Raw genomic sequence first — 15,237 nt, 5'->3', positions numbered from 1 at the left:
CAGCCTGGGTTACAATGCCCGGATGAGCGCTGTGCCATCCCGCAGACAAGCCGAACAGATGATTTTCCGAGATACCGCCCACGTTGGCAGACTGGGCGTAAAGGCCAAGTGCCTTGCAGAGCTCCCTTGAAAACTTGGTTTCGCCGATACCAGGAGAACCAACCAAAAGCGACGGTCGGAACCGGATGACATCGGTTCCCATGCCCCAGTTCAATTCGATGTCGTTAACAATAGAGGAACCGCTTGACCTCCTGAATACGTAGGAGTTTGTTAAGCGCAAGCAATCATAAGAACAAAAAAGGTATTTTCGATGCTGGATTTTTCTCTCGACGAACTTCTCAACTCATACAGGGAAGCGGCAAACACAGAGCGAGAAAAAGGCACGTATTTCGAGCGCTTGGTTCGTTCATACCTACTGACTGATCCTGCTCAATGCGAACTATACAGTGATGTTTGGGATTATTATTCCTGGGCGCAGGAAAATGGTTGGCCTGGCAAAGACATTGGCATTGACCTGGTTGCGAAGCTGCGCGACGGGGATGGATATGCGGCTATTCAATGCAAGTTCTATTCTGAGCAGAAGGTTATTCAGGCGAGCGACGTTGCTGGGTTCCTCGCGGCTTCTGGCAAAGACCCTTTCAATTTAAGGGTTTTCGTAGATACAACCGAGACAGACTGGAGCGAAAACGCGGTTGAGCTTGTTCGAGAGCAGACAATTCCAGTTCTTCGGATTTCGCTTGAGGATTTGCGTGAGAGCGCTGTGGATTGGTCCACATTTCAATCTAAGTCTGGCGATGTTGATCTTCGTCCCAAAAAGGAACTTCGCCCTCACCAGGAAGAAGCCCTGAAATCCGTCGAAGACGGATTTCAAACCTCGGACCGTGGCAAACTTCTCATGGCCTGCGGTACTGGGAAAACCTTCACAGCGCTGAAAATAGCCGAACACATAGCGGGCAAGGGCAAACGGGTACTTTTCTTGGTTCCGTCTCTCGCATTGATCGCGCAGACCGTTCGGGAGTGGACCGCAGACAGTAAGACACCGCTTCGGTCATTCGCTGTTTGCTCCGATGTTCAGGTCGGAAAACGTCGCAAAAACTCTGATGACATAGCGGAGATCGAGGTTCACGAGTTGGCTTTCCCAGCCACAACAAACGCGGACCAAATTGCTGCACGCGCCGGACACTCCGACCCCGAGAGAATGACGGTCGTTTTTTCAACCTACCAATCAATTGATGTTCTGACACGGGCACAAGAAGCCGGACTGCCCGAGTTTGACCTTATCATTTGCGATGAGGCACACCGGACTACGGGGGCGAAGTTCGGTTACACAGACGACAGCAATTTCGTGAAGATACATGATGATGCAAATGTCAGAGGCAAAAAGCGTTTGTACATGACGGCGACGCCTCGCGTTTACGGAGACGCCGCAAAAGCTAAAGCCAATGACGCAGCTGTTGAGCTGTGCGACATGAACGACGAGCGCATCTATGGTCCGACATTCTTTCAGCGAGGCTTCGGCTGGGCGGTCGAGAATGGACTGCTGACAGATTATAAAGTGGTTGTGTTGGCTATGGATGAGGCTGTCGTTGACCGTGCAGCTCAGAACCGCCTGAAAATAGCTGACAATGAGCTAAAGCTGGATGACGCTTCACGTATTATTGGCTGCTACAGGGCTCTCGGAAAAATGGGGGATGAGAAAGACTGGTCTTCCGACCCAGCCCCTATGAAACGCGCGCTGGCGTTTTGTCGAGACATCCGTTCCTCGAAAATGGTTGCAAATGAATTCGGACCGCTTGTTTCTGATTTCAATGGCGAAGATCCCCTGTTTGAAGACTTGGACAAGGACGAAGCAGAGAACCTTCGATGCGAAGTTCGTCACGTTGACGGAACCTTCAATGCAAAGACCAGAGGCGCGCTGCTGCATTGGTTATCTGAGGAACCGGAAAAGGACACGTGCCGCATACTTTCTAACGCCAGGTGCCTAAGCGAAGGTGTCGATGTACCTGCGTTGGACGCAATTCTCTTCCTTCATCCTCGGAAGAGCCAAATTGACGTAGTCCAAAGCGTCGGACGGGTGATGCGTCGTGCGCCTGAGAAGAAGCTGGGTTACGTCATCCTCCCAATCGTCATACCCGCAGGTGTTAACCCGGAAGATGCACTGGATGATAACGAACGATACAGAGTTGTCTGGCAGATATTGAATGCGTTGCGCTCCCATGACGAACGTTTGGAAGCAACCATCAACAAGATGGACCTGGGAGTTGATGTCAGTGAGCAAATTGAGGTCATTGCAGTCACTGACAACTTGCCGGACCCCAAGGCAGACGACGCTGGTCTGGAAGTTGGTGGCGAGGAGACGGCCGATGACGAAATCGAGTTCGAAATCGACACCGCACCAAAGCGCGACGAGGAACAACTAAACTTCATTTTCGATGAGCTGCCAGCAGCTATCCGAGCCAAGATTGTTCAGAAGTGCGGCACGCGAACATACTGGGAGAAATGGGCGACAGATATAGCCGAGATCGCTCGAAAACATATTGTCCGCATAAAAACAATCATCGGCTCTGGTGACGCAGAGAGACAGATATTTGATGAGTTTCTCGAAGAGATCAGAGATGACCTCAACGACGGAGTAACGGAGGACGAGGCCATAGAGATGTTGGCTCAGCATCTCATAACTAAACCTGTTTTCGAAGCTCTTTTTGAAGGCTACGACTTCGTAAAGAATAACCCTGTGTCTCAGGCGATGCAGACCGTTTTGCAAGTTCTTGAACCTAAGCATCTGGAGAAGGAAGCCGAGAGCCTTGAAGGCTTCTACGCCAGTGTCAGGCGGCGCGCTGCTGGCATCGACAACGACGAGGGTAAGCAAAAAATTATTGTGGAGTTATACGAAAGCTTCTTCAAGGACGCGTTTCCCAAACTTCAAGAGAAACTGGGTATCGTCTATACGCCGGTCGAAATCGTGGATTTTATTCTCAATTCGGTGAACGAAGTTCTAGAAGCCGAGTTTGGTCAGAACCTCGGTTCTGAAGGTGTCCACATCATTGATCCTTTCACGGGCACGGGCACGTTCATTACCCGCCTTTTGCAGTCCGGTCTCATCCCCAAAGAAGTGATGGAGAGAAAGTTCCGAGAGGAAATTCACGCCAATGAGATCGTTCTACTCGCTTACTACATTGCGGCCATCAACATCGAAGCAGCATACCACGACGTTATGGGTGGTGAGTATGTTCCCTTCGAAGGCATCTGTCTTACTGACACCTTCCAGATGTACGAGGGCCAGGACGACATGATTGCCCAGTTGCTGCCCGACAATTCAGAGCGTCGTCAGCGGCAAAAGGACTTGGACATTAAGGTGATTGTCGGAAACCCACCATATTCTGCGAAACAAAAGTCTGCAAACGACAATGCGGCGAATGTACCCTACGCTAACTTGGACTCGAGAATCGAAACTACATACGCAAAGTCGAGTGCGGCAACAAATAAGAACGACTTATATAACAGCTACATTCGAGCCTTCAGGTGGGCTTCAGATAGAATTGGAAGTGAAGGTATTCTTGCCTTTGTTACTGGAGCTGGATGGCTTAGTAAGCCCTTTGCAGATGGAATGCGAAAACACCTGAGAAACGATTTTTCTAAGCTTTATGTCATAAACCTCCGTGGCGATATTAGACGGGACATGCTATCAAAAGGCGCTGCGGGTGAAGGTGGCAACGTCTTTGCGCAAGGGAGTACTACGGGAATATCCATCGCAATTTTCGTAAGAAAGCGAGATGAGACCGATTCACAAATTTTCTACCACGACATCGGTCTGAACCTGAGTACTTCAGAAAAGCTCGAGGCGCTGCGCTCGAACGGTAGTTTACAAGGGTTATCGGCATCCGGCGGCTTTGAACAAGTCGAGCCAAGTCAAAAGGGATATTGGATTGAAAAAGGCGATGAGACATACGGCCGTTTCATGCCGCTGGGAGACAAGAAAAAGCCCCCAAGCCCAGCAATTTTTGCAAATTACTCCCTTGGTGTCGCTAGCGGAAGAGATGCTTGGTGCTACAACTTCAGTGGAGCTCAACTAGAGGAACAGGTTTCATCTCTAATTGAATTCTACAACGACGAAGTAGCCCGTTATGAAGTATCGGGTGGGACGGTAGAGCCGCAAGATTTTGTCCAAATAGATCTGGGCAAGATGAGCTGGAATAGGAACGCTCTTACAGATCTTTCAAAAGGCAAGCGTTACGACATTGGTGACGGGGAAATCGTACCCGCTTTATATCGGCCATTTGTTCGGTCAAACTTGTATTTCTCACGACAGCTCAACGCAATGCTTTACCAGAACCTTAGGATTTTTCCTGAACGAGGTGCAGACAACCGCGTCATCTCCGTTACCGGAGTCGGTCCTAGGAGTGGTACGTTCAGTGTTATAATGAGTAACTTGGTTACTGACTTGCAATGTATGGACAACGGGCAGTGCTTCCCACTTGTAGTGTATGAGCCAAGAAATGGTTCAGATGACCTTTTTGCCGATGCAAGCAACACGTTAGAGCAAAGGGATGGTCTAACGGACGCCGGACTCAGGCACTTCCAAGCCGCTTATCCGAATGAAAGTATTTCGAAAGACGACATTTTCTATTACGTGTATGGGTTGCTGCACTCGGAAGACTACCGTTCGCGCTTCGCTGATAACCTCACAAAGGAACTACCCCGTATACCCTGCGTCAAGAAAGTAGGAGACTTCTGGGCATTTAGCAAAGCCGGACGAGAGTTAGGCGACCTGCACGTCAACTACGAAACCGTAGAACCCTACGAGGTCAAAATTGAACAGGGTGATTTACGTCTTCCTCATGTTGATGATGAAGCATCATACTTCCGCGTTGAAAAAATGAAGTTTGCGGGCAAGCGCCCAAATCTCGACAAGACCAAGGTGATTTATAACTCTAACATCACGATGGCTGACATCCCCTTGGAAGCTTACGACTACGTCGTAAACGGCAAACCAGCGCTTGAGTGGGTTATGGAGCGCCAGGCAGTAAAAACTGACAAGAAAAGCGGCATCGTCAACGATGCCAACGACTACGCCAATGAGACAATGGAGAACCCGAGATACCCATTGGAACTCTTCCAGAGGGTTATAACGGTGAGTTTGCGCACGATGGAGATTGTCAGGTCGCTGCCTGCACTGGACATCGACTGATATTGAGAAACCAAATGAACATTGAGCGGGAAGTATCTTTACCCGATAGCTTACGCCCTTCGGAGATCTTGAAGTTCTCAATCGAACTACAAGCTCTCGAAGATGCGGACTGCTACACCTTTGACTTTGGGCGAACGCGATGGTTCCCGCCTTTCTCGATGCTTCTTTTATCAAGCATGCTTAGAAGATTTAAACAAAGCCATGAAGGTGCCCGAATGCGTGCGCGAAATCACGAAAATCACGAGTACGCCGCGCATTTGGGTTTTTTTCAGTCATTCGGGCTTGGTCATGGAAACCGGCCTGGAGAAGCGGTCGGCAGTGATACATATGTGCCAATCCAACAATTGCTTGTTCACGAAATTCAGGACTACGCTTTCGAGAGTTTTCGCGAGGTCGGAGACGTCATCGAAGAGAAGTCAAAGAGACTGGCAACACTTTTGTCTCGTGAAGAAGAAGGCCCCCTTTTTCAAACTCTGACGTTCTCCATCAGGGAAATCGTACGGAACATTGTAGAACACAGCGAGTCACCTGAGATCTTGCTCTGTGGCCAATACTGGCCTTCGAAAGGCCACGTCGAGGTAGGTATCGCTGACTTTGGTATCGGTGTGAAAGAGGGCTTGGCAGGTAATGTTGAATACAAAGATCTCAATGATCGAGAAGCCCTCTACGCGGCACTGATGCCGGGAATATCGGGTAACCCTTTCGCGGGTATGGGAAATGACTATTGGCAGAATTCTGGCTATGGTTTGTACATGACGAACAGAATTTGCCGAAATGGTGGAAGCTTTTTTATTTGTTCAGGTAATTCTGGAGTAAGACTTACTTCGACAAGAAAGCAAGACATCGAATGTGACGTCACCGGCACTTCCGTACGATTATTTTTGAACACCAATTATCTCGCTGATCTCGCGGAACAGTTGCAGCGCTTTAGGGACGAAGGCGAAGAAGCGGCCAACAAATTTGACGGTACAAGCACCGGTTTCGCGTCCTCGGCATCGACCATGCTTTCGCGGGATTTTGAGGAGTAGAAACGTTTGACGAAAAAAGCTGTTTTTGGGGCAACTGTGTCAGATCCTCTGAGATGGGTCAGAAATGAATAAGTAAGTTTCAAGACCCGATTCAATAATCTCGACATCTAGTGGTATGAGATGGCTGTTAAGCCGTCGGAAATAATCTGCAAGGCTTTCGCCGGTTGCTTCGTTAATGTTGTGCTGGACTGCCAAGATTTTTCGTTCACCTCTTTTAGCGGTCAAGAAGTAAAGCATCTCTTGTCGCCAAGTGGTCAACTTGGCTGACGGTACACGGTTTGTTTCCGCCCAGGGGTGGGCTTTGCACTCAACAAGGACACTGCCATCCTGTGTTCCCAAATCAAATACTTTTTCTTTGGAGTTGTTGCCGATACCGCAATGAACCTTGACACCCGGCACTAAATTAAGCCCTTACTTTGCAAAACAGCCTCTCACTGTTCGCTCAAAATCCCGACCGACTTGAGTATTAGATATCGAGCCATTTTGTTGAAATCACTTGTTCGACATGCGTTCTGCCCTAGCCAACTTTAGTTGGCGTTGAGGGCGATTGCAGTGCGACCAACAGATCGCCGACCTGACGCACCCCTACGAGGATTTCCTTGTTTTGCGCCGTGCGGTAGTTGTCGAACCTTCGGAGAAGCCGTTGCTCGTGGTTGTAGGCTTCGATCTCGGCATTAGGCCCCAAGAACTCCACTTTGTGCAAAACCTCCCACTCGGGCTCGCCGGGAACTCTGTGGTGATTAAATGAATTTACTCGATGAACTACGTCGTTTGATTTGCCAAGTTGATAGACATCTGTATTTCCGAGTCTCGCGAGATATGTAAACGAAGACAGTGACATTTCCCTTTTTGGCACGCTCACATTGTCGGTCGGTCGAGGACCAGTAAACCCGACTTTCTTGGCAGTTTCGCGCTGGAAATGAGATGATTGGGGAGACGTTGCAACAGATATTGGACGACCATTTTTATGTAACTCTGAGAGAAGTGCATCGGCCATCGGTGTGTCGGTTAAATCTACCAGGCGAGATTGCATCGCCATCGTGTTAACTTCTTGGGCCCAATTCCAACCTGGTACTAAGTTTTTCGCGATTGGACGGCTGTCGATGTAGTAAGCCGTATGGGACAGCATAGCTGATTTCCAACGTTCCTTGTCTTCGTCCGACATGAACGAGAACTCTGCCGTGCTGGTCTCGCGCTGAGCAGGCAGCATAGCATTGAGCACCCGCCCGCGGTCTTCCTCCACTGTCGGCTCTCCCAAAGTACAAAGAGAAAAAATCACGTCATCGGGTGAGGTTTCTTTGCAGGCAGTTCGAGCAGAGCCTGGTTGATTGAACAATGTTGCCGCATTGTTTTCGAATGCACCCCACACTGACGTTATCCAGACCTTTCGTGGTTTGATTGCAAACGGATGTTCTCGGTCCTGTTGCATCAGTCGCTCTCTACATTGTCACGTTGCCACCATTCAAGAAGATCATTCTTGCTGTTGTCTACACTAGATTGTGTTCTTTCCCATACATAAGCCATTCCGGCCAAACCATCGTTACCGAGGCTGTCAACCTGGGATATCGCCCAGTCCCAATGGGCCTCCCAATCAATGTCCAGTAACTCGATGGATCGCAGTTCATCCATCGTCGGCAAGGCCTCTTTAGCAGCCGCTAATGTCTGTGCGGGTTTCTCTCTGGCTGCTGTCCAAACTTCGTCGTGGGTCGGCACTTTCATCGAGCACACTGTTGCCTGATCATCATTTGGCTCAAGCGAAGGGTCAAATGCTCTGCTCAGGGCATTCATATCCTTGATGGTTTCGCAAAGGTCGTAGAGTTCGAGCGCCGTGACACCGACAATAATTGCAGTTCCGGCGTAAGGAATTGACTCTCCGACAACGGAGCCAGCACTACGTTTTGCAGTCGCTGCCGCACGTTTGGAGATTAATGCTGTTGTGGAAAGGACGGCAGCCTTGGCGGATGTTCGTTTGCCCTTGTGTACAACCATTTTTTGGGTTGAAGCATCCAATGTAGTCAGACGTAGCGCGGCAAGGTCACCTGAGAGGGAAGTTACACGAGACTTAAGTTCACGATTGAGCTTCTTCTGATGCGCGAAGTCCTTCTGGAGCGTCTTGGTTTCGTTCGCATGACGAGCCGCGACGGATTGATTGCCAGTAACAGTTTCGAAAGCGATGGAGGCGAGGTTGTAAGCAGCACCTCCGGCCATAACAAGCAAATTGAATACAAGAGACATCACCAGAAGAAACGTTGCGACTATCATCCAGATGGTTTGGAAAATCTTAAAGAACTCTTTCATAGTTCGCGGCATCCATGCATTTGCGCGGCAATTGACCATTAGATGAGAGGCGATTCTAAGGAAGCCTTTCTGCGGGATGCCAATTACTTGTTGGTTTCGGCCAAAAGTTGCTGGAGGCGTATGCTGTAAGCTTACGTTCAATTTTAGTACTGAGATATGAGAGTGACACCCATACAGTTTCTCAAATGGGCACCCCCCTGACCAGCCCCTCCCGGGGTCGGGTCCGGCCTAAAGCATTCACATCAATCAAAGCCGCGCTCGCAAGACCTCTCAGGTCTTTGCTTAGCACGGAGTAACCAAAGCTGCCTTCGCTGAAAGCGGTATTATCGCTCTCTCATGGACTTGGCGCCGACCCAGGAACCAACAACGACTGAGTGCGCTCGAAACCCCTGTGGTTCGCCGTGGTTCGCGTTGTTGATGAAAGGAAAGGGCGACTCACTCGAATCTGAGTGGGCTTTCGGCAACGCTTCAATTCTGACTATCGCGAACCATGCACGAACCACAGCATAAAGCAAATATGGCCCAGATGTGCATAACCTATTGGAAATATTGGCTCCGGCGGTAGGGATCGAACCTACGACCAATTGATTAACAGTCAACTGCTCTACCGCTGAGCTACGCCGGAACGGTTCGCGCCGTATAGCAATCGAATTCCCGGTCGTCCAGTGCAGGCCGCAAGTTTTTTCGAAAAATTCAGCAGCAACAAAGCGAGGTCCAAAAACTTGTTCTAACCATGCCGGAAGACGCGCAAAATGTGCTGCGCGAAAACTACGAAGCGGCCTCTGTGATTCTAGAATACGGCTCTGGCGGATCGACTGTTTTGGCCTCAGAAATGCAAAACAAAACTGTGTTCAGCGTAGAAAGTGACCGAAGCTGGACCCGAAAAATGAGGCGCTGGTTTCGCGAAAACCCACCCAACACCGGGACCGAAGTTAATATATCCTGGGTTGATATCGGTGACACCAAGAAATGGGGGTTTCCGGCAAATCAAGACAAATCAGGACGGTATCCCAGATATCCTTTGTCAATCTGGCAGAGCGAGGGGTTCAAGCATCCGGATGTTGTGCTCGTCGATGGCCGGTTTCGAGTCGACTGTGCTTTGGCCACCGCATTCAATATTACACGGCCCGTGACCCTTCTTTTTGACGACTATGGAGATCGACCGCGAATGCAAGCAGCGGAAGAATTTCTGGATGCACCAGAACTTGTCGGCCGCATGGCTATATTTAGGGTAGAGCCCATGCAAATCCCGGCGGATCGCCTTATTCGGGTTATTCGCCTGCTAACGGTACCCTGAAGCGACGACTGAAGTGGAAATTGATTTGATAATCCAAAGAGCGCCGGAAAACGGAAACTGATATAGCAGTGGACGAAAGTACGGGCTCTCGACCGATCTATTTGTCAACTTCTTGGATTGTCAGGATTATTGGCTCCGGCGGTAGGGATCGAACCTACGACCAATTGATTAACAGTCAACTGCTCTACCGCTGAGCTACGCCGGAACTGAGGCGCATATAGCAACCCGGATTCCCGGCGTCCAGAGGGGAAGCGCGCGAAGCATGAAAAAATTTTGACCTGTTATGCGACGCGATGAAAAACCGCCGAGGCAGACATTTTCCCGCGCGAAAGGACCCTGTTTTTCCCATTCAGATCAACAAGGTGCGCAAAGACGTTGCGTTCCGCGGCGGGCAGCAGGGCGGCGGGTGTTTCGGTATAGATACGCTCGGCCAACTGCCGGGCCGTGCCATCTGCCTGTTCCAGAGCCGTCAGAATCTGTGCCTCGCGGGATTGTCTGTGTTGGATCAACCAATCCAGACGTCCGGCAGGGTCTGTGATTGGCGCGCCGTGCCCTGCATGAAAAACTGACCAGGCGCGGGCGCGCAGGCGGTCGCAGGCCGCCATGAAGTCCGTTAAATCTCCGTCCGGGGGTGAGACCAAAGAACTGGCCCAACCCATCACGTGGTCAGCTGTGAAACAGGTGTCCTGCCAGCCGAGCGCAATATGATTTCCCAAGTGACCCGGGGTGTGGATGACCTCCAACTGCCAGTCATTTCCGTCAATGACTTCGCCGTCTGCAACTTCAACATCAGGACGAAACGCGGTGTCGATCCCTTCGCCGCCCCCTGTCATACCTTGCGCGACCAAACGGGTCATGACATCGCTTCGCCCGGCCTCTGGTCCGCCGAAGGCATAGATCGCTGCGCCTGTCCGCTTCGCCAGTGGGGCGGCAAGCGGTGAATGATCCAGATGCGTGTGCGTCACGATGATGTGGCTGATTCTCTGCCCAGGAGTCAGAGCATCCAGAATAGCGTTCAGATGCGCCTCGTCTTTGGGGCCGGGGTCGATCACCGCGATGTCTCGGTCTCCCAGCAAGTAGGTATTGGTGCCACGATAGGTCATGGCTGAGGGATTCGGGGCCAGAATACGTCTCAACCCGGGTTGCAGATCGACCGCGACACCTGCGGGTGGGTTGAAATCGTCAGGTGCCTGCATTCTGTGCTCTTTCTCTTATCCGGACGGCCCGCTAGGTTTAGCCCATGTCTTCGCAATGGCTCAAACCCTATCTGCCTCGCAGCCTCTACGCCCGGGCAGCCCTGATTCTGGTTCTTCCGGTGATCGTGCTGCTGCTAGTGGTGGGTATTGCCTTTATCCAAAAGCATCTGGAAGACGTTACCGGGCAGATGACCCGCGCGGCGTCACGCGAAGTGACTTTGATCACGACGATGATCGCCGATGCCGAAACGCAGCAGGACGCTCTGGCCGTTGTGCGCCCCGATTTGCGGGCCCTTGAAATGCAGGCGCGTTTTCTTGACGTGAACGAAGAACCGATGATTGGGGCGCGGCGCTGGTATGATTTCATCGCGCCACAGGTCCAGTCCGACCTTCAGTCAAACCTGCCCGATCTTGTGGCTGTCGCCTTGCCGACAAGTCGCGAAGCGCGGGTGTATTTGCAGACACATCTTGGGGTATTGCAGCTGACCTTTGATCGGCGCAGGTTGTCCCCAGTCGCGCCGCATCAGTTGATCGTGACAATGGTATTTTTCGCCGTGATCATGACTTCCATTTCCTTTCTATATATGCGCAATCAATTGCGGCCGATCACACGGCTGGCCGATGCGGCGCAGGCCTTTGGGCGTGGAAGGGTCGTGCCCTATACACCCGGCGGCGCCATCGAGGTTCGTGCGGCAGGAAATGCGTTCCTGGACATGCGCGCCCGGATCGAACGTCAAATCGAACAGCGGACGCTAATGCTGTCGGGTGTCAGCCATGATCTGCGCACACCGCTGACGCGACTAAAACTTGGACTGTCTATGCTGCCCGAAGACGAGGCCGCGCCTTTGCAGCAGGATGTGACGGAAATGCAGTCCCTGCTTGACGCGTTTCTGGATTTCACGCGCGGAGCTGCGGAAGGCTCCCCAGAAGAGGTGCAGCCAGATGTTTTCATTCGCCAGATCGTGGAGGATGCCAAACGCGCCGGGCATCAGGCCGAGCTGATTGGGGTTGAGGGGCAGGGGGCAGTGCTGCTGCGCCCTATGGCCATTCGCAGGGCCGTTGAAAATTTGATCGGAAATGCGGTGCGCTATGGATCACGGGCTGACGTCAGCTTGACACTGAATCCCAAGTCCATGCGTATCCGTGTCGAAGATGATGGCCCGGGTATTCCAGTCGAGGAACGCACCGAAGCGGTCAAGCCTTTCACGCGGCTTGATCCGGCACGGAATCAGAACAAGGGCAGCGGAGTAGGTCTTGGTTTGGCGATTGTGGCGGACATTGCCCGTGCACATGGCGGTACATTGCGCCTGGCAAAAAGCGAGCGTTTGGGCGGTCTTTGCGCGGATATTATCATAGGTCGATAGCAACACGACTTGTTGCTAAAAAGTGCATGCAATTTTGTGCTTTTGTATAAGCATGTCATTCTGATCCCAGTTTTCTAACGACGTGGGGTTCAGAGAAAATGATTAAAGCAGCTCTCAGCAATATCGAGAAAATAGTCGTTACCGTCACTTCATTGTTTGCTCTTGTTCCGATTACGCAATTCGCGCGGGAAGCCGAAGACCGAAAATTCGAACGTATGGCCAGCTTCATTGCGCTTGGCGACACATGCAGCAATTGGATGCAGGAAGAAGTGATCCAGGGTATGGCGTTTGAGTTAAAGCATTTTGTCAAAGAAGACACAGACGAATTCGCACCAATTCCAGTCCAGATCAGAGCAAATCAGGTGATCTATTGCTCATATGTTCTAGATTACTTCCAGGCCGAGTTTGCGAAAGTCTATGGCCCGCCAGATCCGGATCAGGACTATTTCGAACCAACTGCGGACGAATACTTGGCCATGCTGTATGACGCATCACATTGGTCCGTTCCGATCGACTTTGAAGACTATCTTGTAACGATCCGAAACCTGCCAAATTCAGCTGGGACACACGCGTTCTATGAAACGCAGAGTCCTTGGTGGCTGGCTGGTAGTGTAGAAGAGTTTCTTAAATACTAGCGCCCGAGGTTTAACTCGCAGACAGGCCGCAGGTTGCTCCGAATTGTGGGGCTGGGCTTAGGATGTGTCACCTAATACCCATACCAACACCCCACAACCGTGACGGTATGGAAGTCGCTACTTGATCGCCGCTTTGATAGGCAGTTTGAGTGTGACAGCGTGGATGCAACGGTTCAGAAATTCTCTTTAAGAATAATGCTGTCCGAGAATTAAAACCACGCAACAGAAAGTGAGGTAACGATGTCAAATTAAACCAGACAAACAGATGGCGAGCCCTGTGTGTGGATTGCGACGACAATGAATCGCAGCGGTGTGATCCAGTCCATCCTTCGCAAGGAGTTTGGGTTAAGCTGGAGGGAAAAGCGCTCGGCGGACCATGTTGAATGGTCAAAAAGGATGGTTCAGGAGTCCGCTCTTGGTTGGAAGCGGGGGGATATCCTGACAAAAGAACAGGTTGGCGAGGTTTGGTACTTTAACTCCAAAGCTGAATATTACACCGCACCGTTCATTAGTGGCGGTGGCTATCCCTTGGTGTCTGAATTCACAAAGGCGGTATTGGAGCAGTTTGATCTGGGCAATACTGTTTTTCACCCATTGAAGCTGATGGATTCGACCGAGTCCCATCTGACCACATCCGAGCCATATTATTTTCTGAACGTGGGCAACAAACGCTCCATGGGCAACTACGATGCTCTAGGGCCAGAAGGTGATATTCGTTCGCCTCTCGATAACATCGGAAACGGAATCCGGTATCTGCCCAGAAGCAGTCGCGAATCTGAACTCGTCGTTGTGCCGGAGGCAATGGATGGTCCTGATATTTGGGTTGATCCGCTGGTACCCAAGCTCTTGTTTTTGTCTGACCATCTCGTTGCCGGTTTGAAAGCTGCGGGCGTCGACAAGGGCTGGGGTCTTGTTCGCTGCCGTGTCGGCACGCTCTGATATCTGACTTAATTCTCTAGAATATTTGAACCAGAAGGCATTTATCCATGGGTGAATACACTTTTAATGTCCATCATATTATTCCCCGCAAAGTGTTTAGGTCGTGTTGACAAAAGGGATTCACATCGGGCTTTGGGCATGATTCAAGCTAACATCTGCGATGGAGACCAGCTTGGCACGAGATTTGATGTCGGACGAGGAGTGGGCGTTCTTTGAACAGTTCATTCTTTCCGTTCGCGCCCCGAATGGGCGAAAACCTACCAACCACCGCCTTGTTCTTGACGGCGTTTTCTGGATAGCACGTACCGGCGCGCCGTGGCGGGACCTTCCTGAAGAGTTCGGGAAATGGTCGAGTGTCTATCAACAGTTCCGGCGTTGGACACTTGCCGGCCTCTGGGAACAGATCCTGGAGGCGCTGATCGAGAGCAGGATCGTTCCAGATGCCCTACAAATGGTCGACAGTACCGTGGTTCGCGCCCATCATCAGGCAGCGGGCGCTAAAGGGGGACTCCGCGACAGGGTTTTGGTCGCTCAAAGGGTGGCTTTACGACCAAGATCCATCTCCGGGTGAATGCGGCCGGTCTGCCGATGAGAACTGACATCACACCTGGCCAGACGTCCGATTATCTTGGCTTCGATCTCATCATGGACGACAATCTGCCGGAACCTTTAGTACTGCTGGCGGACAAGGGGTACGATGCCGACAGCACTCGCGACCAAATGCGCAGCCGATATATCCAACCTGTGATCCCAATGCGGAAGTCGCGAAAGAAGCGCGTCGGTGTTGATCGCCCACTGTATCGACTACGGAACCTGGTTGAGAGATGCTTCAACAAGCTGAAGAATGCCCGCCGTGTCGCGACACGTTACGACAAAACTGCTGAAAGCTTCCTCGGCTTCGTCGATATCACGTCAATCCGCATATGGCTCCGCCATTTGTCAACATGACCTAGTCACGGTCGCTTCCAGATTGGGAAGCGGCAGCGCATGTTTGGGCAAAAGCCCACGGGTTGAATCGAAGAATCCAGTGGTATTCAAGATTACAAAGCTCAGCTCGTGGATCTGCGTTCTCGCCGATGCGTGGCGAAACCCCAAAACCATAGGGCGGCTATCAAAGAGTGGCTGGAGAGAAATGACATTCCGGCACTGGAAAAACGGCCAGGGTGGTTTGAGGTGGATTCGATAAAAACTACTGAGTTCGTTGGGTAGTACATTATATATGTGGCTGCTTCATTTTGAGCCGCATATCGTACCCCGCCGGTGTATTATTTATATAAAACAATAACTTAGCG

Annotated in this window: 11 protein-coding genes and 2 tRNA genes; 7 read left to right on the top strand and 6 right to left on the bottom strand. The window is 51.2% G+C overall.

All coding sequences use genetic code 11. The features are described 5' to 3' along the window. Positions 1–310: 310 nt before the first annotated feature. Both GOV89_RS04970 and GOV89_RS04965 read left to right on the top strand, forming a co-directional pair. Positions 311–5,188, top strand: coding sequence for a type ISP restriction/modification enzyme (locus GOV89_RS04970; protein WP_171237657.1), 4,878 nt, complete (start codon positions 311–313; stop codon positions 5,186–5,188). 14 nt (positions 5,189–5,202) lie between these two features. Then, complete coding sequence (locus GOV89_RS04965) at positions 5,203–6,216, top strand: hypothetical protein (protein WP_171237656.1); 1,014 nt, start codon at positions 5,203–5,205, stop codon at positions 6,214–6,216. Between the two features lie 39 nt (positions 6,217–6,255). Here the strand turns inward: GOV89_RS04965 and GOV89_RS04960 are convergent, their stop codons facing one another. The 4 genes from GOV89_RS04960 to GOV89_RS04945 all read right to left on the bottom strand — a co-directional run bounded on the left by GOV89_RS04960 (position 6,256) and on the right by GOV89_RS04945 (position 9,139). Beyond that, positions 6,256–6,615 carry a hypothetical protein gene (locus tag GOV89_RS04960; RefSeq protein ID WP_171237655.1) on the bottom strand — a complete coding sequence of 120 codons (360 nt, stop codon included), beginning with the start codon at positions 6,613–6,615 and terminating at the stop codon, positions 6,256–6,258. Positions 6,616–6,733: 118 nt separating this feature from the next. Further along, positions 6,734–7,645 (bottom strand): hypothetical protein, encoded by a 912-nt coding sequence (locus GOV89_RS04955; RefSeq protein ID WP_171237654.1) that lies wholly within the window; start codon positions 7,643–7,645, stop codon positions 6,734–6,736. Beyond that, entirely contained in the window at positions 7,645–8,514 is an 870-nt protein-coding gene (locus tag GOV89_RS04950; RefSeq protein ID WP_171237653.1) for a hypothetical protein, read from the bottom strand. The genes GOV89_RS04955 and GOV89_RS04950 overlap by 1 nt, the downstream gene beginning before the upstream one ends. 550 nt (positions 8,515–9,064) lie before the next feature. Beyond that, positions 9,065–9,139 (bottom strand) — tRNA-Asn (locus tag GOV89_RS04945). A 261-nt stretch (positions 9,140–9,400) separates the two neighbouring features. Here GOV89_RS04945 and GOV89_RS04940 point away from each other — a divergent pair. Continuing rightward, positions 9,401–9,811, top strand: a complete 411-nt coding sequence (locus tag GOV89_RS04940; RefSeq protein WP_371810606.1) for a hypothetical protein — start codon at positions 9,401–9,403, stop codon at positions 9,809–9,811. A gap of 130 nt (positions 9,812–9,941) precedes the next feature. On the opposite strand, the gene GOV89_RS04935 is transcribed toward GOV89_RS04940, so the two are convergent. Together GOV89_RS04935 and GOV89_RS04930 are read right to left on the bottom strand one after the other, a co-directional pair. After that, positions 9,942–10,016, bottom strand: a tRNA-Asn gene (locus GOV89_RS04935). 76 nt (positions 10,017–10,092) lie between these two features. Further along, on the bottom strand, positions 10,093–11,007 hold the full coding sequence (locus GOV89_RS04930) for an MBL fold metallo-hydrolase (RefSeq protein ID WP_171237651.1): 915 nt from the start codon (positions 11,005–11,007) through the stop codon (positions 10,093–10,095). Between the two features lie 44 nt (positions 11,008–11,051). Between GOV89_RS04930 and GOV89_RS04925 the strand changes: the two genes are divergently transcribed. From GOV89_RS04925 to GOV89_RS04910, 4 genes are all read left to right on the top strand, one after another. Beyond that, on the top strand, positions 11,052–12,371 hold the full coding sequence (locus GOV89_RS04925) for an ATP-binding protein (RefSeq protein WP_171237650.1): 1,320 nt from the start codon (positions 11,052–11,054) through the stop codon (positions 12,369–12,371). Between the two features lie 98 nt (positions 12,372–12,469). Further along, the gene (locus GOV89_RS04920; protein ID WP_171237649.1) at positions 12,470–13,006 is read left to right on the top strand and encodes a hypothetical protein; all 537 of its coding nucleotides are present in this window, start codon (positions 12,470–12,472) and stop codon (positions 13,004–13,006) included. Positions 13,007–13,303: 297 nt separating this feature from the next. Beyond that, positions 13,304–13,945: an imm11 family protein gene (locus GOV89_RS04915; RefSeq protein WP_171173790.1), complete on the top strand. Its 642-nt coding sequence runs from the start codon at positions 13,304–13,306 to the stop codon at positions 13,943–13,945. A 160-nt stretch (positions 13,946–14,105) separates the two neighbouring features. Continuing rightward, a protein-coding gene (locus tag GOV89_RS04910; protein ID WP_171237648.1) for an IS5 family transposase occupies positions 14,106–14,893 on the top strand; the annotation gives its coding sequence in 2 pieces (ribosomal slippage) (positions 14,106–14,445 and positions 14,445–14,893; 789 coding nt in all). Positions 14,894–15,237 lie beyond the last annotated feature (344 nt).

This window comes from Ruegeria sp. HKCCA5763, from assembly GCF_013034545.1.
Taxonomy (GTDB): Bacteria; Pseudomonadota; Alphaproteobacteria; order Rhodobacterales; family Rhodobacteraceae; genus Ruegeria.
Note: the sequence above shows the minus strand (reverse complement) of the source record. Positions and strands in the feature narration are given on the sequence as shown.

Coding starts and splice junctions, on each gene's coding strand:
- GOV89_RS04970 (WP_171237657.1), top strand. CDS start 311: ATGCTGGATTTTTCTCTCGACGAACTTCTCAACTCATACAGGGAAGCG.
- GOV89_RS04965 (WP_171237656.1), top strand. CDS start 5,203: ATGAACATTGAGCGGGAAGTATCTTTACCCGATAGCTTACGCCCTTCG.
- GOV89_RS04955 (WP_171237654.1), bottom strand. CDS start 7,645: ATGCAACAGGACCGAGAACATCCGTTTGCAATCAAACCACGAAAGGTC.
- GOV89_RS04950 (WP_171237653.1), bottom strand. CDS start 8,514: ATGAAAGAGTTCTTTAAGATTTTCCAAACCATCTGGATGATAGTCGCA.
- GOV89_RS04940 (WP_371810606.1), top strand. CDS start 9,401: ATGAGGCGCTGGTTTCGCGAAAACCCACCCAACACCGGGACCGAAGTT.
- GOV89_RS04930 (WP_171237651.1), bottom strand. CDS start 11,007: ATGCAGGCACCTGACGATTTCAACCCACCCGCAGGTGTCGCGGTCGAT.
- GOV89_RS04925 (WP_171237650.1), top strand. CDS start 11,052: ATGTCTTCGCAATGGCTCAAACCCTATCTGCCTCGCAGCCTCTACGCC.
- GOV89_RS04920 (WP_171237649.1), top strand. CDS start 12,470: ATGATTAAAGCAGCTCTCAGCAATATCGAGAAAATAGTCGTTACCGTC.
- GOV89_RS04915 (WP_171173790.1), top strand. CDS start 13,304: ATGAATCGCAGCGGTGTGATCCAGTCCATCCTTCGCAAGGAGTTTGGG.